This window comes from Paenibacillus sp. UNC451MF (genome assembly GCF_000686845.1).
Classification (GTDB): domain Bacteria; phylum Bacillota; class Bacilli; order Paenibacillales; family NBRC-103111; genus Paenibacillus_S.
Genome location: NZ_JMLS01000040.1, coordinates 1 through 25,454, shown reverse-complemented (window position 1 = coordinate 25,454; position 25,454 = coordinate 1). Strand labels below are relative to the sequence as shown.

Sequence of the window (25,454 nt, the reverse complement as noted above, 5' to 3'; positions counted from 1 at the left end):
AAACAAGAACAGAAAGGGAGTTAGAACATGAAAGCAAATCAAAGAAGATGGTTTGGAATTTCAGCTGCCGCTGTGATGTTGGCGGGTATGCTGTCAGCTTGCTCAGGTCCGGCTAAGGAGGCTGCTCCAAATACCTCCGTAAGCACGGCAGGCAGTGCAAGTAAAGAGCCCGTTACCCTGAAGGTGGAGATGTTCGACCGTGGTAATGCGCCTGCAGGTGCCGGTCCCGTCGATAATAACTTTTGGACGCAATGGATTCAGAAGAACTTTGGAGATCCGAATAACATCAAGCTCCAATTCGTTCCGGTACCACGAACTCAAGAGGTGGATAAGCTCAACGTGCTAATGGCGACTGGCGATGCACCTGATATTGTATTCACATATGACACATCAACGATTAATGGTTATGTAAAAAGTGGCGGTCTAACGGAACTCAGCTCATTGATCGATGCAAACGGGCCTAATTTGAAAAAGTTTCTTGGTACAGAGATTCTTTCCTACGGCATTTTTAGCGGCAAGCAATATGCAATTCCCGCTAAGAGACCGCTGCAGTTTTCTAAATCCACCTATATTCGGAAGGATTGGTTGGATAAGCTAGGATTGCCAGTTCCAAAGACGACGGACGAATTTTACAAAACGATGAAAGCGTTTAAGGAGAAAGACCCTGGTCAAACTGGCGGTAAATTGATACCGTACAACTTCAATGCGGATGACGGTATGGTTCCAATCATGTCATTCGTTAAGAAAATGTCGGAAGAAGATAAATATGCGTTTTCGTCGGCGCAGGGCTCCAATATACCCGGAGTGCTGATGCCAGGCTTCAAAGAAGGCGTGCAGTTCATAAATAAGATGAATGCTGAGGGTTTGATTAAACGGGATTTCGCGCTTGATAAAGACGGAAATGCCAACCGCCAAGATATTTCAAACGGTCTTGTGGGTGCTTTCACTGGCTTAGCTGCTCATCCAAGCATGATGGGGCCTGGTAATGTCTTTGATACGTTAAAAAAGAACGTTCCAGGTGCAGAATATATCGTGATAGATCCATTTACGAATGAGGAAGGCAAGACACCGAAATCGATTTACGATCCGATCGGCATGTACATGATGATTCCGAAGACAAGCAAGCATGCGGCGGAAGCGATAAAGTATCTGGATTGGATGTCGAAGCCAGATGTACTGTTTACGCTCACGAACGGCATTGAAGGTCAGCATTATACGTTAGAGAATGGTTTACCAAAGGCGATCACAACGGACGAAGCGAAGAAAACGTTCTATAATAACCCAGATATTGCAATCATGATTAATGGCAAGGATTTCGGCTCTCAAGAGAAAAATCTCGAAGCAACCGTCCTTTCGTTCCCGGACTATAAAGAGGTAGCTTTGCAAAGTATCAAAAATGCGCTTAAAGATGGAGAGACCGTTCCGCGCCTTGATCGCCCGATCGAATCCGAGACTAAATACGGAAAAGTACTGAGGGATAAAGCTCAGGAGGCGATCGTTAAGGGGGTTTTAGCTAAGCCGGATGAATTCAATAAGACATATGATGGAATCATCGCAGAGTATCTGAAAATTGGCGGGCAAGCCGTAGCAGATGAACGCAGAGCTGCTTATAAGGATATGAATAAGAAGTAACCGGTACCAGCACCCCCCATACTAGTTATGTGGGTGCTCATTATATCGTTGATAGACTGACTGAGCGGACAAGTAGGAATGGAAGAGTGAAAAATGTATATCAACTAGAGGATAGCGTCATTTGAATCGGCGCTCAGCACTATAACAAGGACACAGCAAGTCAATTGGAAGACGAACTGATGGTGGCTAATCCATCTTACTTGCCTCAGTTTAACTTTTAAAAATTAAGGGGGACTCACGATGAACAACATCAAATATAAAGAATTTACAAATGGGGAGATGGACGAATATTTCTCATGGCTCGATACAGATGGAAACGTGATCAATGCAAGCGATGGAGGCATTATATTTGTTGACGGGAAGTACTATTGGTATGGCATGAAGCTCCGTCCTCTGCCTTCACTTGGAGGAGGTAAAGGCGGACAAACTACAACAGTTGGCGTCGTTATGTACAGCTCGTCTGATCTATACAATTGGAACTATGAGGGTGTTATCCTTCATTGCTCGAACGAAGTGGGGCACCCTCTATATGGACCTATGCGATTTGAAAGACCCAAAGTTATTTACAATGAAAAAACAAAGCAATTCGTCATGTGGGTTCACTATATAGAATATCCTGGTGATCATGGATTTGCGATCGGAACTGCTGAGGCAGGTGTCGCTACCTGCAGCACCATTAATGGTGAATACGAATGGCGTGGATATACACGTCCTGTTGATAATGCTGGAGCAGTAAGAGATTGCACACTATATAAGGACCATGATGGAACGGGATACTTTATATATGATCGAGCTGTAGATGATGAAGATCGCTGTCTGTATATTGTTAAGCTAAGCGAGGATTATTTAAGTTTTACTAATGAGTACCGAAGACTCGATGTTGCATATAGGAGGGAAGCAGCGGCAATCCTTTATCAAAATGGATATTATTTTATGATTACATCAGGGCTTACCAGTTGGAGAACGAATCCTGCAAAATATTTTAGGGCTGAAAGTCTGTGGGGACCATGGACGGATATGGGTGATCCTTGTGTGAATGATACAGGAACGACCTTCGAGTCTCAAAGTACTTATATCCTTCCTGTTGAAGGAAAGTCAGGTTTCTTCATTCACATGGCAGAGCGACATAACACACAAAATTTTGAACGATGCTCCTACATTTGGTTGCCTGTTGAATTCCCAACAGCGGATACGATTTGTCTTAACTACCGTAAAACATGGAAGTTGGAGGATTTTATTTAATCAAACTTATTTAGTGGCATTGAAAGGAAGAAGCTCATATCGAATTTAGATTTACGGTGGTGGCTGTGGGTGATAATGAATATAGCCTTACAGGAGCTCAAGCGGCTTCAGTCATATATAGACTATATCAATCGATGCAGTGAGCGAAATGATATATAAATTGCGGTGAGTATAGGGTATCTCTCAAGAAAGTGGTGTCTCATATGTCTAAATTTATACTTACTGGTTTTGCCGACGAAATAGATTCAAATTTTAAGAACCAACTCTATGGGTTAAATGAACTTGGAATACAATACATTGAGATCCGTGGTGTAGATGGGAAAAATATTTCAAAACTCTCCAAGAATGATGTTATTGAGGTTAGGAATCAACTTTCAGATTTTGGCATACAAGTTTCTTCCATTGGTTCGCCAATCGGAAAGATTCACATTCATGAAGATTTTAATTCCCACCTCGAATCGTTCAAACACGTTATTGAAACTGCACATACTCTGAGTAGTCCATTCATTCGAATCTTTAGCTTCTATATCCCAAGTGGAGAGGATCCAGCTCTATATAGAGATGAAATAATGACCAGGTTAGGGATTATCCTTGAGATTGCAAAAGGAAGTGGTATTACCATTTTGCATGAGAACGAAAGTCATATTTATGGCGATAATGCTGAACGTTGTTTGGATATTATGAAAACCATGAAAACTGATCATTTTGCTTGTGCATTTGATCCTGCTAACTTTATTCAATGCGGTACAGAAGTATTTCCTAAGGCCTTAGATATGTTGAGGCCCTATATAAAGTATGTTCACATTAAAGATGCCATTCAGGATGGTCGAGTTGTGCCTGCTGGTATAGGGGTTGGGCGAATAGAAGAAGTATTGAGTTGTTTACAAGCAGATGGATACCAAGGTTTTCTCTCCCTTGAGCCACATCTTGGTAAGTTTAAAGAACTTGCCAAGTATGAATATCCAGAATGGAGAGGTATGTTGAAAGAAGATGGAGGCTTACAAAGATTTCATATTGCTTTTACTGCTTTACAAAATATTTTAAATAGAATTTAGAAGGACAAGTAAACAGCGTTCACTTTGACGAGGCCACTGAAAAAGTCCATCTCTTAGAAAAAGGTACAAACCTTCAAGAAAAGCGGTCACCGCATTGCAGCAAGCCGGTTTGATGAACGGAATGACGGAGGGCTATTTTTAACCGAAGGGCAGCGCCACAAGAGCGCAAGCTGCCTCAGTATTGTATAGGTTGTATCAGAAGGAGTAGTTAACTGAGCTGACTGTGGGGATGAAGCTGAAGTAGATTCGAATAGTGGTGTCGTCAAATTCCGCTTTTTTTTTTTGAATTCCTGCCATCTACTGAAAAGAGTATTGGAACCCACTAAATGGGATAAAGTGTTGCTTTATGAATGCGTTAGATTGACGCAGTGTTCATCCTAATGTTGTGCATGTTGCTGAAACCGGATCAAAAAATCAAGTAAAAGGGGAAATCAAATGTTGCCCAAAAATTTAGCAGGTTTGACAGTTACCGCATTCGTCACAATGTTCCTGGCTGCATGCAGCACCCAAACGGCAACTACGAATACTGTGTCCGACTCAACCGGGGAATCGTCCCAGACGAGCATATCAGACACAAGCAATGAAAATGTCACGATTACCATTTGGTCAGGATCGACTGGCGTAGACGCAATGAAAAAAATGGCAGGCGCGGATCTACTGGAGAAGAAGTTCCCCAATTATACATTTAACTACATCTCTTCAAATGGCAATGCACCCAAATTGCCAGATCTTTTTGCGGTAAATACACCGATTGATCTTTATTTGTCATCGGTTGGTGGCCTTGCTGATGTTTATGACCAGGGTGGATTTCAGTACGATATGACAGATCTATTTAAAAAACACAATTTGGATCTAAGCAGCTTAAATCAGGTTTCCGTTCAGTATATGAAGTCGATCTCCAAAGGAGGAATGTGGGCATTACCTTTGTATACTGACACATTGGTGCTTTACTACAACAAGGTGTTATTTGACAAATTCGGCGTTGCCTATCCAAAAGATGGCATGACTTGGGAAGCATTGAGGGAGTTGGCCCAAAAAATGACCCGAAATGACGGAAGTCAGTATTATGGGCTGACGGCTGAATGGATACCCCATACCTTTCTCATGAACCAATTATCGCTCCTACTAATTGACCCGAAGACCAACAAATCCATGTTAACATCAGATCCCAAATGGACTGAATTCATACAAACGGTGTATTTAAACAACATGAGTGGACCTGAGATGAAAGACAACGTAAACAATAAAAGTTCTCTGCCAAATAGAACTGATTTTGTTAAAAGCCAAAATGTGGCAATGATGACCGGATTGGCTTCCTACACAAACCAAATTCCGGAGTTGCAGCAAAACATGGTTGATTGGGATGTGGTTTCTCTACCTACTTTCAAAGAAAATCCTAGCGTTGGGCCGCAAGAATATCCAGTCTATATAGGAATGACTTCCATCAGCCAACATAAAGACGCTGTTATGAATGTTTTAAAATATATGGAATCGAAGGAATATCAGGATAATGTTCCCTTATACGCTGGGGGTATACCTGCTTTGGATGCGTCTAAAGGCTCCTTTATAACAAGCTCCAAATCCAAGGGAAAAAACTTGAATGCGGTCTTTTACAACAAGCCCGCAACAACCTCGCCGAAAACAATTTATGATAGTATATCGGTCAATGCCTTGAATAAAGTCATCCCCCAAATCGTTGCAGGTAATATGGACTTGAATACAGCTCTCCGAAGTGTAGATGAAGAGGTGGACAAAAAAATTATGGAGCTTAAACGGTAAAATTGGTAACCTTGATATGAATGTGAGGAACAATCCTGAAATGCTAAAAGCAAGTCCCAATCGGTAAATCCCTTAGGGACTTGCTTTCTTTTTAATTCATAAGGCTTTTCATTTTGCGAGCAAAAGGTTGCCGCGGGTAATAAAGGACTATGGATATACTATCATACTTAATTAACAAGCCTCAGAGTTGAACACTTATACGAGCCTCATCTTGGGTAGGCACAGAATGATTGTATCATTTTACCTCAAATTTAAGAATGATTTGTTCGGGGCATTTATGAATGTCTTGGGTGATACTGAACAACAATACCAATACAATATAATTCTTCGGGAATATAACTAGACTAAGAACGTTAATATTTTAATTTGTGTTGGAAACGCACTTGGGCAAATAGGACAGTTTCCAACTTTCTTTATATAGTAGTTTTTGGTGGTTCCACACTTTTTATTTTTGTTGATTATCACGTGCCGCGGCAAACCCAGTAAATTCAACAAAATTGGTTCCAGAGTTTTTTACCACCTGACAGGGGTATTAAAGACAGCAATTTAAGTCTCCGACTATCCTACAAAGTTCACCACTCATCACTTAAAGTTTGCCACTGAGCCGAACGATTTTCAGGATTCACTCCTGATTTTTGCTCGGCTTTTTTTCTTTTTCTCAGACATTCACTCGATAAGAGACCGAAGCCCTTGCAGTTCAGGCATTTCCTTGATTTCTTTCCGATTGTCGCGTTTTTATGAATTTCTCGGTCATTTATCCTGGTTCACATCAAGCTTAGATTGCTCTTGGGATGAGGAGGGAGTTGTAGACTTAATTACATGGGACCAACAGGTGATTTAGTTCGTAGTGGTGTACAAAATTTCATGAATGGCGACGGTGGGGACAATGGTCGTTTCTTTCAGCAGAAAAATATATTGGCAAACAGCGACGGTGTGGCAGTGAGTTACCGCTTGGTTTCCCAGATCCACATCGGCTGATCCAAAACAATGGGTTGATTGCTTTGGCAATAAGAGCAACAAAAAGAGCCTCCATAGGGAGAGAGACTCTTTTGTGTAAGAAAAAAATCAAAAGCAACCGCAAAAAGCGTTATTTGATAAGTCCGGCGGCGATCAGATCATCCACGTTAAAGTAGATGGTGAAATCTTTACTTTCATTACTGATGGTGATGATTTTTAACTTTTTTAAATCATCTACGAGAAAGTAATGTTTTCTGTTTTCTTTTTTCACATGCAGTCCGTTAATTTCAGTGGCTGCTCCTGTGGAGCTATTATTCCACGAGCTTGGAAGCTTCAATTCAAGCAACTTTTGCGATTCTGTGGACTTCTCTTGAAGGGGACCGTAAAAGGCAAAATCATCAACGCCGGTTTTACCAGTGAAAGTGAACTTAACTCCGGCCTTTAGCTTCAAGGTGTCTTCGTCAATCCAGGTTTCGGTAATCTGTTTATTTGTTCCGGTATCAAATTTTTTGATCCGAATGTTGCCCGAAGTGGTCTCCTTCACATCAATCTGATTCCAATTGGATGGAAGAGGAAGACGCAAAACTTCTTGGTTTTCTTGGTTGATTACTACTTGGGTATCTTGGTAGTTTACTTTATATATTTGCCGCAATAAGCCTAGAGACATCCATTTGTCTGATAGCTTGGGAGGCTCCGGTGTTCCATTGCGAAGGAAGCTGACGTAGTGTTCATCATCCCGGTCAATGAATTCTCCTTTATATTACCGGTAAAAACGCCGCACTCATACCAACCAACCATTTTCGGCATGGCAATCACAACCAGGCATTTTTCCAAAACAGCAAAAGAAGCTTCCTTTAGGGATGGAAAGTTCCTTACATAACACTTTGCTTCCGACTGCGGAATAAAGGGTGCTGATGAAGATTTACTATGACAATTCCGATTCCCATTCTCCTTGCACTTCAAGGCCAAAATCGAGAAAACACCGTACAAAAGAACAATTCGATCAAAAACACCATTACTTTATTCAAAAGCCATAGAAATTTCGCAAGGATGGTTATGCGAGATTGAACATGATAATTTAAAAAAATTTACTTCCTTTGTCGATTTCACCATTGTTCCTTCGTCGTATTCATGTAAGGACAAATTCAAGTGGAAAGGTTGTTGAACTTTTATGGGAGCACGAATTCACTCTTATTTGATGTCGGAGGATGCAAGAGAGCAGGCGAATTTTTATGTAGAGTCACTCGGTGGCGAAATTCAGTTTCTCACCACATTCGGTGAGATGCCGGAAACACCTGAGGCGATGAAAGATAAAGTCATGCATTTGGCTTTGACAGTGGCAGGTACGAATACTTTAATGTTTTCCGATTCACTCGAGCCAGTTTCGTATAACCGCAGCATCAGTCTTGCTTTAAACTATGACGATGAGTCAGAAGCCAGAACGGCATATGCCAAGCTAAGAGAGGGCGGCGAAAGCAAGTATCCTTTTGCTCTTCAGCCATGGGGGGCTTATTACGGAGAAGTCGTAGATAAATTCGGTGTCACGTGGATGATTACCAAACAGTAAGCTTACTAATGTATGTTCGAGGATCCATAGGAAAGAAAAACACTGAAGCACGTAAAGTGAAGACGTTTGATTCCGAGCAGTTAGTGTCATGACTGCCCCAAAAGCCAACATGATGGCTGAGGGGCAGTTCTTTTTTTATCAGGCTTAATGAATTTGGATAAAATCTATTTGCGTGTCTGCGCAGAAATGGTTTTGCCTGCAAAAAAATTCAGAAGACCCCTAATAAGTTATCGTACCATAGGAAATTCAAATGAGAACGCTACCATACTATATGGTTCAGGCAAATGCTGAATCCCATTTGATTTTGATGATATTGATATTCATTATCATTTGGAATATGATCAATTTTGTCATGATTCAATAGGTGTTTTTAAAATACAGGGGACTTGCATTCCTATATCTTCTCGTCGTCGGCAATCGCGGCATCTGTTCTCTCAAAGCGTAATTCATTCGCTGCTGGAGGAGAACCAGTTATAACAAGAAATAGAGATAACGGGAGTTGAAAGATAATGAAGGATATACTCATGTTAAATTCTAGAGGCAATTTTGTGGAAGCGCGTGTGAATGATGTTAGGTTTCAGAAGGATTTCAATATTATAGATGCTTATGATTTGCCGAGCTGTGATCTATCATGTTACAAAGCGATAGCGATTCCTGGACTTATCGACCAAGAGTTCTTATTGAAGGAAAAGGACCTCATTCGCCGGTTCCTCGACAGTGGCAAGGTGCTTGTATTCTGCGGACATTTATTTCGTCCATGGCTGCCTGGGGGTTCGAATTTCGTACCGAGAACGATTAACAGCTATCAGGATTACATGGTATCGGTGCACCAGCCACATCCTATATTTGAAGGCGTTAAACCAGATGATATGACCTTTAATAAAGGGGTTGCTGGTTTTTTTTCGAGAGGACATCACCCAGTTCCCGCTGGAGCGGAAGTATTGTTGACGCTGCCTGACGGAGAACCAATCGTTTACATCGACCGTTATAGTACGCGTGGGACCATTCTTGTGCATTCTGGTAATGACCTGTTCGGCTACATGAGCCCGGAGAGGAATTCTGGTCGCATAGGACCGCAGCTAATTCAGTGGATCCGTGATGAGTATAAACAGCTAGAAGAAAGAGGTGCGGCCCTATGAGGAAGATCGGAGTCGTATATGGCGGCTGTGTTCAGCACCATCGGACCTATACCGAACCGAAATACAATCAATATATCAAGCAGCTGATTTATTTGCCGGAGTTTGCAGACACACCGCTGGATGAATTTGGGGTGCTGTTGTTCCCATCACAGCTTCATCAAGGGCTGATAGATCAAGCCAAGGATAAAATCCGGAACTTCGCTGAAAACGGTGGAACGGTTGTCGCTTTCGGGCCGCAAGCACATGAATGGCTGCCGGGACAGAACTGGGAGTTTAGACCGACCAACTTCTGGTGGTGGCTTGAGAAGGATGCCAAGAGCGGACTCGTGCAAACGATGCCAGAGCATAATTTGTTTGAATATATTACGATTGAGGATGCAACCTGGCATTATCACGGTGTCTTTTATCCGCCACAAGGCTCAGACATCCTCATTGAAGCTGAGGACCAAGGAGCCATTCTATACATCGATAAGGTAAGCACGGCCGGGAGCCTGATTGTCACTACTCTGGACCCCGATTTTCATTATGGATCATATTTCATGCCGGCAACAGAAAGGTTCTTGGATGGGTTCCTTCCATGGCTTGCCAAAGGAAGCTGGTAATGTTTTAGATCTCGAGGAAGTGTTATGCAGACTGCTGAACAATTTAAACCTTCGTCTCAATAAGGTGAGCCCAGTTTTTTACAAGGAGCTCTAGCGATAATGATTGACGAATACATAAATATGTAATAACATGCAGATATTGTTTGGACAGAAATTTTAATAATTCATTGGGGAAGAGACATAGAGAACCTCCTATTATCGTAAATAGGGTTCACTGTGTCTTTTTTTATCCGCTTAGGTAGGGCATAGAAAATAAGAGAGATGTATCGTGCGAAGGCTCAATGGTTTGTGATGAGCTGCAATTGCAGACAGGTTGATTAAAATGAGGATAGCAGGAGTTATAACCAATGGAAAAGTATTATTTTGAAGAACACGAAAATGCTTATCAACAAATGAAGGCCAGGAATATAGGCGCTTGGGACGAATATCATGAGCCTGCTCAATACAATTACGATCATTTTATGATGAGACCCTTTCTGGAAAAGGCATTAACTGTGATAGATACACACGATTCTGAATTTCTAGCATTTGAATATGGATGTGGGACAGGAGCAGGATCTAGCTTTTTAGCTCAGAGGGGATATTCCGTCGATGCGATTGATATTTCTCCTACAGCGATCAGCATGGCGAATGATATTGCGGCAGTTAAGGGATTAAAAATCAATTATAAAGTCAAAGATTTGCTAGAGTTAGACAAAATGGACTCGTCGTATGATCTTATTTTGGATAATTATTGCTTACAAAGCATTGTCACCGATGAGGATAGATCCAAACTTTACTCGCTTGTCTCTTCTGGTTTGAAGGATTCGGGTTACTATATTTTATCTTCTGCTATTTATAATGAAGCTCGAAGCTATAACAATAGTTATTACTGCCCTGAGACAGGAATCGCTTATGAAAAAACAAGAAATCCTGAAAAATATGTTGATGCCGTCCTGATCCATCATGAGTGGTGGCTGCCCAATCGAAGGCATTTAAAGAAAGAAGTATTAAGGGAAGAGCTACAAACTGCTGGATTTAACGTAATATTTCAGGAAAACGGAAATTTTATTTGTAAAAAGGGTTAAGTTCTAATTTATTTACATTAGTATCCAACTGACTCTTTTTATGTTGAAATAAGCTTCCAAATTCAGCAAAAAAACAGGAGGTAGCATGAAACCAATAAGAAATTCCGCTAAAGCAATAATCGTCGAGAATGGAAAAATTCTATTAACCAAAAATAAGGATGAGCAAGGGTTCTTCTATTTATTCCCTGGTGGAGGACAAGACCATGGAGAAGAATTGAAAGATACGGTTAATAGAGAATGTATGGAGGAAATAGGCGAGAGTGTGGTGGTTCATGATCTTGTTTATGTTCGTGAGTATATTGGCAAGAACCACGAATTTGCAGCATGGGATTCAGATGTCCATCAGATCGAGTTTTATTTTAGATGCTCCTTAGCTTCAAATTATAAAACAATCACGAACGGTACGAATCCTGACAAAGATCAGGTAGGCGCTGAGTGGATTGAGATTATGGAACTTGATACGATTAGAGTATACCCTAAGACACTCGGTAAGAGCATTAAGGACAATAAATCAAATGTCTGTTACTTCGGTGATGTGAATTAAAATACTCATCCAATTCCTCATTCAGATTAAACAAGCCCCACGCAGTTCTACACATAATTTCCCATAATGTTACGATAACATGTCCATAATCTTTCGGTACATTAAGTGTGTAAGGAAGACACATTCCTTAAAACACATAAACCGGAAGGAGTTTTCAATCATGAAAACAAAACAATGGAAACGCCGTTTAACTCATACTAGTCTACTAGCCGCTATGCTCACAATGGCCATCGGAGGGACAGGAAGCGCATTTGCTGCTGATAATAATGACCAGAAAGAGACTCAAGCGACGGTAGTTGCACAGCCAGCAGTTAAAATCTCATCGTCCTTTGCTTTTGGAAGTAGTTCAAACATGCTGCTTCAGCCCGCTTTACAGCGGAATTATTTGAAGCTGTTGGCAACCACTTATACTCCAGAGTCACTTGGAGAGTGGAAGCAGGCGTTGGATGAACGGAAGCAGGTTGAAAGCGAGATGCCTAAGCCGAAAATGGCAAGCCTCACCATTTCAAAAAAGGCAGACAGCAACGATGTGACTGGCGCTGAAACTACAGATTCCGGTAAAAAGCTCCAAGCGTTCCGAATTATGCTGCCTGAATCTGCAGCTCAACAAGATACAGATAAACAAAATGAAGCTTCATCGTCCGATAAAGCTGAGACGGTACGAGTTCAAATTGGCAAAGAGGGCGCTATAATGAAAGATATTACCCAAGCAGTTCCAGTTGAGGTGAAAGACGCTAGTGATATAATAAAAGTTGAACTGCCTGAATCTTTCAAACGTCAACAAAAGTTAGCTGAAGCTGTTGAAGCAGATGATGCAGCAACTATCCGAAGCTTACTGCCTGAGATTCTGAAGGATTATAAAAGCGAGACCGATAATCTTCGTAAAATAGCTAAAGAAATAGAAGTTGATACCGTTCAACCTACTCAGGGGAATGAATCAAGTAAATAAGCATCTTTAAAAAAACAGTCTCATAAAACAGGTGGAACCGGGGCGCATTAGCGTAACGGCTCCGCCTTTCGCTATAGAGGGACCCTACAGGAGGAAAGCTTCATGTATCAAATCTATTTAGTAGAAGACGAGGAGCACTTGAATGGCGTGCTGTCCGCTTATTTAGAGAAAGAGGGGTGGCAAGTGCGTTCGTTCCGAGACGGCAATTCGGCTCAAGCGTCGATAGCGGAGCGACCGGACTTGTGGGTCCTCGACATTATGCTCCCTGGTGTAGATGGCTATCAGCTGATGCGTGAGATTAAAGCGGATTTTCCTTCCCAGCCGGTTATTTTCATTTCTGCGCGTGATGCCGATATCGATCGCATTGTCGGACTGGAGTTAGGCAGCGATGATTATTTAGCCAAGCCCTTTCTGCCGCGCGAGCTCGTTATTCGTTCACGCAAGCTGCTGGAGCGGGTATATGGAGGTACCACTGCAACCGCTGCCGCCTTTGAACGCCGCAGCAAGCTATCCGCTGCCCCATATCTCATTGATGAACAAGCCCGTATTGTTACGGATGGCGATGGGCACAAACTGGAACTAACGAGCAAGGAATTTGAGCTTCTATTCTTTTTTGTCAGCCATAGCGGGCAAATTCTCGGCCGGGAACAGGTGTTGAATGCTGTCTGGGGAGTGGACTATTACGGCACAGACCGTGTCGTAGATGATTTGGTACGCAGGCTGCGCCGCAAGATGCCGGAGCTGCGATTGGAAACCGTGTACGGCTTTGGGTATAGGATGGTGAGAGCATGAGGCTTAGAATTGGACAATGGCCGCTTGCGGTCAAGCTTTGGGGTGCTTTTGCGGCATTAACCTTGTTTATTTTCGGGCTGCTTGCAATCCTGCTGCCATGGACTCTTAAAGGGTTTTTTACTCAGCAGGTTTATGATATTTTGCTTGATGCACAAAGCGGGATTCAAATGGAGCAAAATACACTAGCCGTTCCGGCTGTCCGAATAGAAAAAAACGCGTTTCCTCCCCAAATCATGTCGGAAGTGCAGGCAGTGCCCATGTCGAGTATTTCGATTATTTCCAAAGATGCTGTCACAGAGAAGCAGCTTGAACCTGAAAAAATGGCAACTTTAACGATAGGGACTCGAATCAGTGCCCCGGAAGGGCCTGCCATTCAACACTTTATGATTAGTGGAAACACGCAATCCGCAGTTACAATAGCAGCCGATCCCGTTACCAAACCTTTCGTACAGGCCATGGAGCAGGATGCCTTCACCCAGTCGGTTCCCGTAATGAAATATACACGCAGTATCGATAATAAGAGTATTTTCTATGTCATTCGCAAGGAAGTCGTGCAGAACGAGCCGAACTATCTTGTATCCTATGCCTCAGGCAATTACCGCAACGATCTGGTTATGACGATGTTCTTTAGACTGATGCTGCTTATGGTTGGCTTGATCCTGATAAGCTGGCTTCCATGTGTGGGCTTGGCTCGTTATTTTACGCGTCCTCTCGTTCAGATGGAACGACACGTCGGGAGGCTGGCCGAACGGGACTGGCATGTGCCGTTTGAAACCAAGCGCAAGGACGAAATCGGCCGTCTGGCTAAAGCGATTGAATCGATGCGGCAGCGTCTGGTCCGGCAGGATAAGGCACAGCAATTTTTTTTGCAGCATACATCGCATGAGCTCAAAACACCTGTCATGGTCATTCAGAGCTACGCACAATCCATCTTGGACGGCATTTTTCCAAAAGGCAGCTTAAACGAAAGTGTCAGTGTCATCATGAAAGAAGGAGAACGGCTGGAGAAGCGAATTCGTGACCTGCTGCTCCTGAATAAGTTAAACTACTTGACCTCTCGCGAAAAACCGTTTCAACCGTTTGAACTTAATAGTGTCATTGAAGATGCAGTGGACAGACTTCGCTACCGGCGGACTGAAGTTGAATGGGAACTGGAGCTTGACCCCCAAATTGAATTGTCAGGTGATGCAGAGCAATGGAAGGTTGCGTTGGAAAATATTTTGGACAACCAGCTCAGATATGCGGCAAACCGTATTCAGATCAGCGCTAAACGAAGTGAAGCAGGCAGTCCGCTTCCTATAGTACGAATCGGCAATGACGGACCACCGCTGGATGAAGCGATAGCAGCAAGTCTCTTCGAGCCGTTTCGAACCGGTGGAGACGGTCAATTCGGGCTTGGTCTTGCCATCGTAAAGCAAATCGCAGAGCACCACGGTATGGCTGTGCGTGCCGCGAATGAAGGTGACGGCGTTGCATTTTACCTAGAACCAGCGGGCAAGGCGGATAATAAAGATAGATAGCTTTATAATGATAAAGGCAGTCTAGGGCATAATTCTATGCGCTCTAGGCTGTATTTTTTTATGTCGAGTATGAAGGATTGAAGACATTTACGAGTGTAGTTTCGATAGGTCCAAAAACAATCCGAGAGAAGCAATTTAAAGGCTGTTTCTTCAATGTAAACCTGCTGTAAACAATAAGAAAAATTTAACTATATTTTTATATTTAGCATCAAAAAAAATGGCAGGAATAATGTTGAGATACGTCGAAAAGATTAACGATTCATTTCATCATGTTTAAGGGGTGCATCAAAACGATTTCTAGAGAGAAATAGTCTTGTACGGAATATTGCTAAACGACTTCGAGGTGATGACACGGCATTGATTACGTAATGTTCACGGTATTAGGCGATCCAATACGTTTTAAGCTTGATAATGCAAGACAAGAACTCATAAAAAACTTGGAGCGGTGTACAATTGTCCCTACTTTTCCGTATATATCACAAATATAAGGATCGAGATTTTATTTTCACGATTCCGCTTGTGATTCTGGCGCTTGATCAAATTTTGAGCTACTATTTCTGGATTATACGTTCCGGTCAGGGCCTCCCACAGTCAGAAGATAGCCAATGGTATATCGATTATGCAAACGCTTTAATGACTAATTTTTCCATCGGCACATCAATGAACGATATCTTATATTTGGGCTATAACTTATTGATTACACTGCTACTCGCCTTGTTCAAGGACCCCGCCAAAATTGTATTTATACAGGCGATTACTGCAGGCTTAAGTGTCATCCTGGTATTCAAAATTACACGAATGCTTTTTAATAAAACCGCAGCGATCATAGCTTCCTATTTTTATTACGATGCTTGGGAAGTTACGCTATGGTCCATGTATATCCTTTCAGACAGTTTTTTCATCAGTCTTTTGCTTTTATGTATTTTTTTCCTCCTCAAAGTATATGAATCCAATAAACGAATATATAAAATTCTTTTTGTTGTTTCATCGCTGTACATGCTTGTCTTCCGGCCAACCGGTATCATCTTAATGGGATTTATTTTGCTGTATATCGTCATCAGAACCAATAGAAAAACAATGCTGAATTTAGTAAAGAAATACAAGTATGTCCTCGGAGGCTGTGGCGTTGCCGTAATAGCGGCGTGCATTTACTTGTTTTCCGGAAATACTCTGGATCCTCTCATTACATCTCTTCAATTTAATGCAAAAAAGGTGCTTTACAATGTTTACGCTAAAGGCTGGATTTATGATAAAGCGACACCTCACGACCATTATTTCAGACCAAACTATGACATTAATATATTTAACAGTTTGATTCTTAGCTTTTTGATTAACAATTGGGACCATATCTCCATTATCTACGGTAAGAGAGTTATTGCCTTTCTCGGTAGATGGGTGTGGGAGACGAATATAACGAGTTTGTCCGGCATTAAAAAGCTTGCAGAGCATTTGCTTCCTTCGCTGTTCTTTTTGATAGGAACAATTATAGCTATGGTGAATGGAACCTTCAGGAAAGCGTCGATTATTTGGTTATGTGCGCTAGCTATTTTTATTTTTTGTATCCTTGTGTTTATTGACGCGATGTATCGTTATAGGGCGCCGGCCATTCCTTTCATAGCCATTGCGGCGGGTTACGGGGCTGAAAGAGTGATTTATGGTGTTTATCTTATTGCAAAAAAATATGCGGGGAAGCTGAGCCGTTATGGGACAAGGAAAAGTGTTAATAGTGATTCCGGCTTTTAATGAACAGAACAACATATTGAAAGTCATAAGGGATATCCGGGAAAGCATCCCTTATTCCGACATTTTGGTAATTAACGATTGCTCGCATGACAATACCTCATTCGCGGCTAGACAGGCGGAGGGCGTCAAGGTGATCGACCTACCGTTTAATCTGGGGATCGGCGGGGCGGTGCAGACCGGATTCAAATACGCTTCTACCAGAGACTATGACTATATGGTGCAGATTGACGGCGATGGACAGCATATAGCCAAAGAGGTTGAGAAGCTGTATGACGCGATGCTGCGAAGCGGAAGTGATATGGTCATCGGCTCCAGATTTCTGGACATTCAATCTTATCGAACGACCTGGTCCCGAAGACTTGGAATCAAGGTATTTTATTTGCTTTTCCGCATGATGATTCAAACAAAGGTAACCGACAGCACTTCAGGATTTCGGATGTACAATCGCAGAAGCATAGAGCTGCTGCGCAAATATTATCCGGATGATTATCCGGAGCCGGACGCCATTATTTTATTGAAAAAGCATGGGCTTCGAATAAGCGAGGTTGGTGTTGAGATGCGGGAGCGGGAGCATGGCGCGTCTTCTATTACTCCTATCAAGAGCCCGTATTATATGGCTAAAGTGATTTTATCCATCTTTTTCTCCTATACAAGGACGAGGTGGTGATAGCATGGATGGCGGATATCATTTGTACAGCTTTCAGTTGATGGGGATCGTATTCAGTTTAATCGTCATCATCTCCGTATTCCTCATGGTTAGGGCCAGAATGATCAAAGAAAAGTATTCCCTGGTGTGGTTTTTTATCGGATTATTTACGCTCGTGATGTCTGTGTTCACAGATTTGATGGATTGGTTCTCCACCTTAATCGGGGTGTACTATGCCCCTTCGGCGTTTTTTGCCATCTTGATCGTATGTGCGTTTTTGCTGCTCTTAAATATGAGCGTCAGCATCTCGGGATTGAAAATGCACAATAAAGTTCTCACTCAGGAGCTCGGTTTAACGAAGCTAAAGCTTGAGGAGCTCGAAAAGAAAATGAACGAGGGGTAATTATCATTAAATATGTCATGCTTTTTGGAAGTGTAACGATGACCGTAGCGGCGAGCACGCTGCTTAAGATAGGAAGCAGGGCGGTTAGCTTTGACTCGGGACTGCTATCCATTCTATTAGGATACTTGTCATCACCTCTTATCGTATTGGGTTTTGTTTTATATGCGTTAGCTGCTTTTTTGTGGATCTATTGCCTTTCCCAGTTTGACCTAAGCTACGTTACGTTCGTGTCCAGCATCCAGTATATTTTGTTGATCGCAGTGTCGATTCTGGTGTTTCATGAGCAAATCAGCATGATGAAATGGTCTGGATGCGTCTTTATTTTGATTGGCGTCATTTTTTGGCTGAAAGGATAACCCGCTAATGTACAGTTGCATTGCCTATACCGAAGCCTTGAGGGATGAATGGGACCAATTCGCGCAAACAAGGGGGACGGTATTTCATACGTCAGCGTTTAGACAGATTTTGATCGGTTCTTTTGGTTACCAATGCCTTTATCATGCCATTGTTAACCGTGATAACCGTATATGCGGAATCATTCCGCTTGTTGCCGGCCGCAGTCTAGCGATGAAGAAAGTAGGCGTTTCGATTCCTTTTGTCAATTATACGGACATTTGTGCGGATAGCGAAGAAGCAAGAGCCTTTGCGATGGGTGCTATGAAGGAATTAAAGGAGCGGTATAAGCTGAGTTATGTGGAGCTGCGTTTAAAAGACCAGGACACCGAGCAGTCCGGATGGCACCGGAGTCTTCAGCATCATACCTTCATCCTTCCGTTAACGGAGGATGAAGAGAGCGTCCTGTCCTTGTCCTCGAGAAGCAACCGAAATCATGTACGTAAAGCATATAAAAATAATTGGTTTACCGTTGCCTTCGATATCGGCTATTTGGACAGCTTCTACAAAGTGTATGTCAAAAGAATGAAGCAGCTCGGCTCTCCTGCACCGGATATTTCCTTCTTCCGACGGTTCTTCGAGCTGTTGCCGGACCATGCATTCCTGCTCTCTGTGTTGGATCAGCAGACAGGGGAAGTCGTAGGCGGAATGCTGTTATTGACGAGTCCAGGCAATTCAACGCTGTACTATCCGTATGGTGCGAATCTTATTGAGTACAACAGTAAGTACTTGAACAATTTCATGTACTGGGAGGCTGTAAGATTTGGCATACGAAGCGGGCTGAAATATCTGGACCTGGGTCGATCTCAGACCGGCTCGGGAACATACAAATATAAAGAACAATGGGGCGCCAAGCCGGAGCAGCTGAAGTACCTGGTGTACAACGGAAGCAGTCAATCAGCCGGTGCACCGGATAAGCAAAGTCTTCATTTGTTTGTGGAGCTTTGGAAGGTTATGCCTTCCTTTATTACCGATAGCGCAGGCAAACGATTGATGAAGTATATATTGCCCTAATTTTCAGTTTTATGGATTCAAGTCAGGATCGGTTTCTTACGGAAAGCTCAACATTATATGGATTTTCCATCGGAGGATGTAAAAATAATGAGTCAATTGAATTGGAAGCAATACTTCGATAACAAGGCGGAGACGCATGGAGCATCGGTCAAATCGTCGGACTACTTCAACGAGGAAAGCTTTTTCATGCAAAGGGATCACACGTTGCGTTGGCTTGGAGAATGCCGAGGGAAGCAAATACTGGACGCTGGCTGCGGAGTAGGAGCCTTCAGCGAGCCTTTGGTTAAGGATAACACCGTGTACGGCGTCGATTTCTCTGAAAAAAGTCTTGAGTTTGCTGCAGCTCGCGGATTAAAAACAATGACGGACGATTTAACCGCCCTACGGTTCGAGGATAATAAGTTCGATGTGGTGCTCTGTATCGGTGTGATTCAATTGATAGAACAATATAAGTCGGTCATTCGGGAACTCGCAAGAGTGACCAAGCCGGGCGGGACGCTGCTTATAGAGACTTTGCACAAAGGCTCCATCCAAAGAAAGGTGCTTCGTTTGTTCGAAAAAAGCAAGAAATTCGATCAAATGTACGCGATGGATGAGCTGAAAAAGATCTTTATTCAGCATGGATTTGAAAACATTCAATTTTTAAAGCTTCATCATCCCTTTAAGTTCGTAAGCCAGAGCAGCGAAGAAGGTCAGTTGTCCAGCATGTTCTGCACTTCGTTTGCGATCAAAGGAGTCAAAAAACATTGATTAAAGAGGTAAATAGCTTTAGCGGATCACAAGCTCAAGTCAAGGATAGCCGCATCAGCAACATGCTCACCTTTGATATTGAGGAATGGTTTCACGCTAATTACGATAACATGACACCGGATACGAGCAAAGGCTCTAATTTCAGAGCCCATATGGATGGACTACTTCAGCTATGTAGTGATGCCGGCTGCAAAGCAACCTTTTTCGTGCTTGGATGTATCGGCGAGAATTACCCCGATATCGTCAAAGCGATTGCGAAGGAAGGACATGATGTGGCATCTCACGGTTATGGGCACGAGCTTGCTTACAAGCAAACCTACGATGAATTTAAGGCCGACGTGAAAAAATCCGTCGATATTTTAGAGCATTTAACAGGGACACCTGTTTTGGGTTACCGAGCGCCTTCATGGTCTATTATAGAGAGAAATCTGCACTATCTGGAGGCGCTGGAAGAGCTCGGGATGAAATACGATGCCAGTATTTTTCCGGTTAAAACCTTCCTATACGGGATTCCTGCTGCTCCGACGGTTATTCATAAACCTAAAGTGAATGGAAGAGAGCTGGGGATTTATGAAGTTCCCATGTCAGTGATGAAGGTATCCGGAAAAAATGTAGGTTATTCAGGAGGCTTTTACTTCCGCTTTTTCCCTAAATTCGTGATAAAATCTGCCATTCGGTCGGCTAACCGTCAGGGCAAGAGCTCCATCGTTTATCTCCATCCTAGAGAGATTGACGCTAAGGAGCATAAGCTGGATCTGCCGCTTAAGGAGCACTTTATTCATTATTACAATGTGAGCGGTACACATGCCAAGCTGGAGGATATTGTGAAGAGCTTCCGGTTTACATCCATTTCTGAGCATTTACAGCAACAGTACGGACTGGACGTAAGTTAACGATGTAGAAGCTTAATTAGTCAAATCTTATATAAAGTTAACAAGCACCTTCTCAATTTGATCAAGGAGACCCAAACGGGCAGCCTTCTCGAATGAGAAGGTGCTTTTCGTGTAATGCAGACACATTATTTATTTTTGGAATACAGCCAATTATAATAACCCGCATGCTTGATTTCATCGGTCATAATTTCAAATATCCAATCACGAAACTCCGGCTTGATGTGTAAGTAAATGGTCCGATATTTCTCAAATGCCTTCAACTCTCCCAACAGAGCTTTCTCAAGTCCATCCAAATAATTGGAAGGCAACGGTTCCGCAGCCTCTTCCTGCACAGTTGGGGTCATGCCGGTTAAGTGGTAATACATGCTTCGAAACATTTGCCGGTGCTTTCTTTCGTCATTTCGTATAGAAGTAATAATGTCCTTTTGTTGTGCAGTAGGAGCCAGCTGAATTAAGAAGTCGTAAAATACCTCATCATTTCGCTCGCCCTCAATGGATTGTTGAATTAAGGGGATCACTGGATCGTCAATGCGATAATACGTTGAATAGGGATTGTATACTGAATAACCATTCATGTGAATGAATACACCACCTATATAAATTTACTTAGGTTAGGTTATTCGTCCACTGGGGATCTTGTGAATCTCATTAAGACGTTCCAATCAGGTCAGGCAGACTTCAGTTTGATATCCGTGGCAGACAATCAGAACACCAATCTGATCTCCTGCCTTTTTGTTGTCCCAGAAGGATATTGTTTCTTGTATTACAACAACGCACGATGCTTATCCCTATATTCCGATGGAGACATTCCTGTAGCATGGCGAAACGCCTTCGAAAAATAATGAATCGATGAAAATCCATATCTGTCGGCAATCTCCGTAATAGAGAGGTGGGAGAAACATAAATCCTCCGCGATATGATGATATTTTAATCTGTTTAAATAATCGCTGGGTGAATAACCGGTATCCTGTTTGAATAAGTCGTGAAAACGGCTTTTGCCTAAACCGAGCTCCTGCGCCCATTCATAAAGCTGCAGCACGTCTAGCTTTAACGGTTCTTTTTCGATGGAGTCCAGTATTTTTTTTATCCTTGGATCGTAGATAACGTTATGTTTCACAGCAAAAGCAAGGAATTGATGTAAAAAGGCTTGAAAAGCTCCGTTGTATTTCAGAAAATCCCACGAATTGCGGCCGCAGAGCAGCTCCGGAGGCGGAGTTAAGGCGTTGAAATAAGAAATCCATAATGGAATATTATTGATGGATGTTACTTCATGAATCTCCAGCTGAGGGAAAGGGGAGATGAGCTCCTCCCGATATTTATCTACACCGTGAAAATAATCCCTTTGGTATTGAAAGCCCGGCCTCTCCACGTATTTCCAATCAAAGTATGCGCAGCGATGAATCATAGGATTGCTTGAATCGGATATCCATTGATGTACGGTGCCAGCAGGTATATACACAAGCGAGCCGGCCTGTACCTGATAGTGATGGTTGTTCAGGCGCAGCGTGCCTTGACCGGACTCCACGAGGATAATGGCATTGGTGTAGCATATCCGTAGCGGGCATTGCTCCCGAGGAGCAAAGACATATTTTTGTGCAAAAAGCAGTAAGGGATTGAAGTCGGAGTAGCGGGTAGGGTAATCCACCTGGAAGCTGTAGACGGCAATTTTCAATGATTCCACTTCCTTAACGGTCAATGTCATATTCTATTATATTGGAAAAAAAGACAAATAGAAACGATCCTGTACAAAGACAAAAAAACGATTCAGAACTATAATGAAATGGCTTTCATTGAGAAATGATTAACGAGCTGATACAGTAAAAAAAGAACACTAAGGGGAATCGTGATGAGCCAAAATAAGCTTGTATTAAAATATCCGGCTTCGTGGTGGAAAAATAAATGGAGAGAAGGATTGCCTTCAGGAAACGGTTCTATCGGTGCTTCCGTCTTCGGTGCTGTTAAAGAAGAAAACATTCTCATTACGCATGAGGATTTGTGGCATTGGGGACAAAAGGATGTCGTACCGGATGTAGGTCATACGCTAGCCGAAACGAGAAAGCTGATGACGGAGGAGAAGTATCTCGAAGCAAGCTGGAACTTGACCAATGCTCTTAAGGAAAAAGGCTACAGCACTCGACTGGCTGCAAGGTTCCCTGTAGCAGATCTGAAGCTGATGATGCAGGGAGAGCATGCTTTTAAACAATACCGAAGAGTACTTAATATGGAAACAGGTGAAGTGACGGTATCGTGGAAAGACGGTGACGTCGCTTATAGAAGAAGTTTGTTTGTATCCAGAGCGGACAATGCCATTGTTTACGAGGTTCAATCGGACACACCTTCCATACAAGGAGAATTGCGGCTGGCTTTTCACCCGACAGATAGTCCTCGATTGGCTGACAAGTGCAAGGAGATTGAGGAAACGGTCCAAGTCAAAGCCGACAAAGACTATATTTATTACGCTGCACGCAATGATGACGGATCAGATTTCGGCGCAGTGCTTCGGCTTGTATCCGCATCAGGTGAGAGAGAGGTTCATCAGGAAGCCATCCGCTTCAGTGACTCCTCCAATCTGCTTGTTGCTGTCAAAGTATTCGTAAAGGGAGAGCGAGAGAAAGAATGGGCTCGACTGCAGGAAGAGCTGTCCCACATTAAAGCCGGTTACGAGGAGCTGCTGGCTGCTCATGTCGAGCTTCACGGCCGATTGTTTCACTCTGCTTCATTGCAGCTGGGGGACGTCGAAGGAGAGCGGACAAATGAAGAGCTCTTGCTTGAGGCTTATGATGGAGAAGCGCCGACAAGCTTGGTACAAAAAATGTGGGCATACGGGAGATATTTATTCATATCGGGAACACATGAGAAAGGGTACCCATTCGGTATGTATGGCCTCTGGGGTGGCGATTACCGACTGACCTGGTGCCATAACATGGCCAATGAAAATGTCCAGATGATGTACTGGCATGTTCCGGCAGGGGGACTCAGCGAGCTGATGCCGGCTCTTATTCATTACTATGACAGCATGATGGACGATTTCCGCGATAATGCGCGCAAGCTGTATGGCTGCCGAGGCATCTATATTCCTGCAGGCTCGACACCGGGAATTGGAGTACCTAACCAAATCGTGCCTGTCATTATGAACTGGACCAGCGCCGCAGGGTGGTTGGCAAGACATTACTATGAATACTATCAATATACTGGGGACCACACATTCTTAGTAGAAAAAGTACTGCCTTTTATGAAGGAAGTGGCGCTTTTTTATGAGGATTTCCTTGTATTAGGCGAAGATGGCTTTTATAAATATTATCCGTCCGTTTCACCGGAGAACACACCGCAGAATTTCATGCCTACAGACGGCAGACCCTTAGCACACCCAATGCCAACCACCATTAATGCAACCATGGATTTCGCCATCATGAAGGAACTGCTATCCCATCTGGTGGAGGGAAGCCGGAATGCTGAGGCAAACACAGATGAGGTTGAAAAATGGGAACAGATGATCAAGCGGATCCCTCCTTATCAAGTAAATAAGGATGGGGCTATTCGGGAATGGATGAATGAGACGTTCGACGATCGGTACGACCATCGGCATCTTTCCCATATTTATCCCATTTTCCCGGGGCAGGAGTTTACAAGAGAAGAACAGCCCGAGCTGTTTGCTGCATTCGATACTGCGGTCCAAAAACGGTTGATCGGAGCGCAGAGCGGTTGGTCACTCGTTCATATGGCCGCTATCTATGCCCGTCTTGGGGATGGCAATAAGGCTTTGGAATGCCTTGATATTTTATCTCGCTCCTGCTTGTTGAACAATTTCTTCACCCTTCACAACGATTGGCGGAATATGGGCGTATGCATGAACATGCCAGAAGCACCTATTCAGATGGATGCGAATATGGGCTGGGTCAATGCGGTTCAAGAAATGCTGCTATACGTATCGCCTAAGCTGGTGAAGCTGCTGCCGGCACTTCCCGATAAATGGGATCAAGGCACCGTAACCGATCTTCGATTTAGTACAGGCAGGCTGTCGATGTCTTGGGATCGAAGAAAAGGAGCTTTCTCTGCGGAGTTCACGGCGGAGAGAGCAACGAATATGACAGTGAAGCTCCCTGAATTATTCGATAATTACTGCTGGTCTGGAGATGACAGTAAGATCAAAGCTTCATCCTTAGGCAGCAACTGTTTCGAGTTGTACCTAGAGCCAGGAGAAGTATTGATAGTCAAACAGGATCTTTAAAAGTTTATTGAAAAGAACAGGAGAGAGAGGACTCCTATCCCAAGGCGTCTCTCTCCTGTTCTTTTAACTGCGGCCCAGTACGGAAAAACCGTTGACGCTGGTTGTATTCTTCTCACTCGCCAGTCTAAATCCGCTGCTAAGCAGGCATCATTTCGCACGTAACAATGGCAGTCCTGCTCTGAGCAGCGATCCGCACGGGCTTGCACTCCCATTGATGTAGACAGCAGTAATTCTTCTTATCGAGCGCGCTTGCAGTTTCTTGCCCAATGCGAAGATAGGAGGTTTTGAAATGGTTACTTATCTTAATGGGGTACTTAAGGAGCATAATTTTTGAAAGAAAAATTATGCTTGCGCTAGTGATAGGTTATGTGATACATTACAAACCTCGGCCGCTGAAGAGCGGGATGGAAGATTCAAAACAAGTCGAAAATGCTTTTCTGAGCTTGCTGGGTTATCCCAAGAATGGAAAAAAAGTTTTGCTTGCATTGAAGCTAAGAGATGTGGTACATTACAAACCTCGGCCGCTGAAGAGCGGGATG

General features: G+C 43.1%; 25 protein-coding genes. 21 read left to right on the top strand and 4 right to left on the bottom strand.

The window, feature by feature from the left end; all coding sequences use genetic code 11:
• Nucleotides 1-27: 27 nt before the first annotated feature.
• The 4 genes from BP97_RS0128705 to BP97_RS0128690 all read left to right on the top strand — a co-directional run bounded on the left by BP97_RS0128705 (nt 28) and on the right by BP97_RS0128690 (nt 5,708).
• Nucleotides 28-1,632, top strand: a complete 1,605-nt coding sequence (locus BP97_RS0128705) for an extracellular solute-binding protein (protein ID WP_028552191.1) — start codon at nt 28-30, stop codon at nt 1,630-1,632.
• Nucleotides 1,633-1,872: 240 nt separating this feature from the next.
• Complete coding sequence (locus tag BP97_RS37760) at nt 1,873-2,874, top strand: family 43 glycosylhydrolase (RefSeq protein ID WP_051621032.1); 1,002 nt, start codon at nt 1,873-1,875, stop codon at nt 2,872-2,874.
• A gap of 203 nt (nt 2,875-3,077) precedes the next feature.
• Nucleotides 3,078-3,929, top strand: a complete 852-nt coding sequence (locus tag BP97_RS0128695) for a sugar phosphate isomerase/epimerase family protein (protein WP_028552190.1) — start codon at nt 3,078-3,080, stop codon at nt 3,927-3,929.
• Nucleotides 3,930-4,364: 435 nt separating this feature from the next.
• Nucleotides 4,365-5,708 (top strand): ABC transporter substrate-binding protein, encoded by a 1,344-nt coding sequence (locus BP97_RS0128690; protein ID WP_028552189.1) that lies wholly within the window; start codon nt 4,365-4,367, stop codon nt 5,706-5,708.
• A gap of 837 nt (nt 5,709-6,545) precedes the next feature.
• Here the strand turns inward: BP97_RS0128690 and BP97_RS41255 are convergent.
• The gene (locus BP97_RS41255) at nt 6,546-6,725 is read right to left on the bottom strand and encodes a hypothetical protein (RefSeq protein WP_231506481.1); all 180 of its coding nucleotides are present in this window, start codon (nt 6,723-6,725) and stop codon (nt 6,546-6,548) included.
• Between the two features lie 70 nt (nt 6,726-6,795).
• Nucleotides 6,796-7,332 (bottom strand): hypothetical protein, encoded by a 537-nt coding sequence (locus BP97_RS0128680; RefSeq protein WP_156043382.1) that lies wholly within the window; start codon nt 7,330-7,332, stop codon nt 6,796-6,798.
• A 504-nt stretch (nt 7,333-7,836) separates the two neighbouring features.
• Between BP97_RS0128680 and BP97_RS0128675 the strand changes: the two genes are divergently transcribed.
• The 15 genes from BP97_RS0128675 to BP97_RS0128600 all read left to right on the top strand — a co-directional run bounded on the left by BP97_RS0128675 (nt 7,837) and on the right by BP97_RS0128600 (nt 20,687).
• Nucleotides 7,837-8,232 (top strand): VOC family protein, encoded by a 396-nt coding sequence (locus tag BP97_RS0128675; RefSeq protein WP_028552187.1) that lies wholly within the window; start codon nt 7,837-7,839, stop codon nt 8,230-8,232.
• Between the two features lie 509 nt (nt 8,233-8,741).
• Nucleotides 8,742-9,371, top strand: a complete 630-nt coding sequence (locus BP97_RS0128665; protein ID WP_028552186.1) for a hypothetical protein — start codon at nt 8,742-8,744, stop codon at nt 9,369-9,371.
• Nucleotides 9,368-9,973, top strand: a complete 606-nt coding sequence (locus BP97_RS0128660) for a hypothetical protein (protein ID WP_028552185.1) — start codon at nt 9,368-9,370, stop codon at nt 9,971-9,973. The genes BP97_RS0128665 and BP97_RS0128660 overlap by 4 nt, the downstream gene beginning before the upstream one ends.
• Nucleotides 9,974-10,320: 347 nt before the next feature.
• Nucleotides 10,321-11,040 carry a class I SAM-dependent methyltransferase gene (locus BP97_RS0128655; RefSeq protein WP_028552184.1) on the top strand — a complete coding sequence of 240 codons (720 nt, stop codon included), beginning with the start codon at nt 10,321-10,323 and terminating at the stop codon, nt 11,038-11,040.
• An 85-nt stretch (nt 11,041-11,125) separates the two neighbouring features.
• The gene (locus BP97_RS0128650; protein ID WP_028552183.1) at nt 11,126-11,584 is read left to right on the top strand and encodes an NUDIX domain-containing protein; all 459 of its coding nucleotides are present in this window, start codon (nt 11,126-11,128) and stop codon (nt 11,582-11,584) included.
• A gap of 160 nt (nt 11,585-11,744) precedes the next feature.
• Nucleotides 11,745-12,533 carry a hypothetical protein gene (locus BP97_RS0128645; RefSeq protein ID WP_028552182.1) on the top strand — a complete coding sequence of 263 codons (789 nt, stop codon included), beginning with the start codon at nt 11,745-11,747 and terminating at the stop codon, nt 12,531-12,533.
• A gap of 102 nt (nt 12,534-12,635) precedes the next feature.
• Nucleotides 12,636-13,325, top strand: a complete 690-nt coding sequence (locus BP97_RS0128640) for a response regulator transcription factor (protein ID WP_028552181.1) — start codon at nt 12,636-12,638, stop codon at nt 13,323-13,325.
• Nucleotides 13,322-14,845 (top strand): HAMP domain-containing sensor histidine kinase, encoded by a 1,524-nt coding sequence (locus tag BP97_RS0128635; protein ID WP_028552180.1) that lies wholly within the window; start codon nt 13,322-13,324, stop codon nt 14,843-14,845. Before BP97_RS0128640 ends, BP97_RS0128635 begins: the two co-directional genes overlap by 4 nt.
• A gap of 453 nt (nt 14,846-15,298) precedes the next feature.
• The gene (locus BP97_RS0128630) at nt 15,299-16,588 is read left to right on the top strand and encodes a glycosyltransferase family 39 protein (protein WP_028552179.1); all 1,290 of its coding nucleotides are present in this window, start codon (nt 15,299-15,301) and stop codon (nt 16,586-16,588) included.
• Nucleotides 16,548-17,255: a glycosyltransferase family 2 protein gene (locus tag BP97_RS0128625; protein WP_028552178.1), complete on the top strand. Its 708-nt coding sequence runs from the start codon at nt 16,548-16,550 to the stop codon at nt 17,253-17,255. Before BP97_RS0128630 ends, BP97_RS0128625 begins: the two co-directional genes overlap by 41 nt.
• A 4-nt stretch (nt 17,256-17,259) precedes the next feature.
• Nucleotides 17,260-17,637, top strand: a complete 378-nt coding sequence (locus tag BP97_RS0128620; RefSeq protein ID WP_028552177.1) for a DUF2304 domain-containing protein — start codon at nt 17,260-17,262, stop codon at nt 17,635-17,637.
• Nucleotides 17,638-17,675: 38 nt separating this feature from the next.
• Nucleotides 17,676-17,993 carry an EamA family transporter gene (locus BP97_RS0128615; RefSeq protein WP_028552176.1) on the top strand — a complete coding sequence of 106 codons (318 nt, stop codon included), beginning with the start codon at nt 17,676-17,678 and terminating at the stop codon, nt 17,991-17,993.
• 7 nt (nt 17,994-18,000) lie between these two features.
• Complete coding sequence (locus BP97_RS0128610; RefSeq protein ID WP_028552175.1) at nt 18,001-19,044, top strand: GNAT family N-acetyltransferase; 1,044 nt, start codon at nt 18,001-18,003, stop codon at nt 19,042-19,044.
• 87 nt (nt 19,045-19,131) lie between these two features.
• Nucleotides 19,132-19,794 carry a class I SAM-dependent methyltransferase gene (locus BP97_RS39195; RefSeq protein ID WP_028552174.1) on the top strand — a complete coding sequence of 221 codons (663 nt, stop codon included), beginning with the start codon at nt 19,132-19,134 and terminating at the stop codon, nt 19,792-19,794.
• Complete coding sequence (locus tag BP97_RS0128600) at nt 19,791-20,687, top strand: polysaccharide deacetylase family protein (protein WP_051621031.1); 897 nt, start codon at nt 19,791-19,793, stop codon at nt 20,685-20,687. The genes BP97_RS39195 and BP97_RS0128600 overlap by 4 nt, the downstream gene beginning before the upstream one ends.
• Nucleotides 20,688-20,812: 125 nt before the next feature.
• On the opposite strand, the gene BP97_RS37750 is transcribed toward BP97_RS0128600, so the two are convergent.
• Both BP97_RS37750 and BP97_RS39190 read right to left on the bottom strand, forming a co-directional pair.
• A complete protein-coding gene (locus BP97_RS37750; protein WP_051621030.1) occupies nt 20,813-21,262 on the bottom strand; it encodes a ferritin-like domain-containing protein in 450 nt (149 codons plus the stop codon).
• Nucleotides 21,263-21,450: 188 nt separating this feature from the next.
• Nucleotides 21,451-22,359 carry a helix-turn-helix domain-containing protein gene (locus BP97_RS39190; protein WP_051621029.1) on the bottom strand — a complete coding sequence of 303 codons (909 nt, stop codon included), beginning with the start codon at nt 22,357-22,359 and terminating at the stop codon, nt 21,451-21,453.
• A gap of 174 nt (nt 22,360-22,533) precedes the next feature.
• Between BP97_RS39190 and BP97_RS0128585 the strand changes: the two genes are divergently transcribed.
• Entirely contained in the window at nt 22,534-24,915 is a 2,382-nt protein-coding gene (locus BP97_RS0128585; protein WP_036746708.1) for a glycosyl hydrolase family 95 catalytic domain-containing protein, read from the top strand.
• Between the two features lie 284 nt (nt 24,916-25,199).
• Nucleotides 25,200-25,454: hypothetical protein (locus BP97_RS41250; RefSeq protein ID WP_231506479.1), on the top strand; the 255-nt coding region annotated here is incomplete at its 3' end.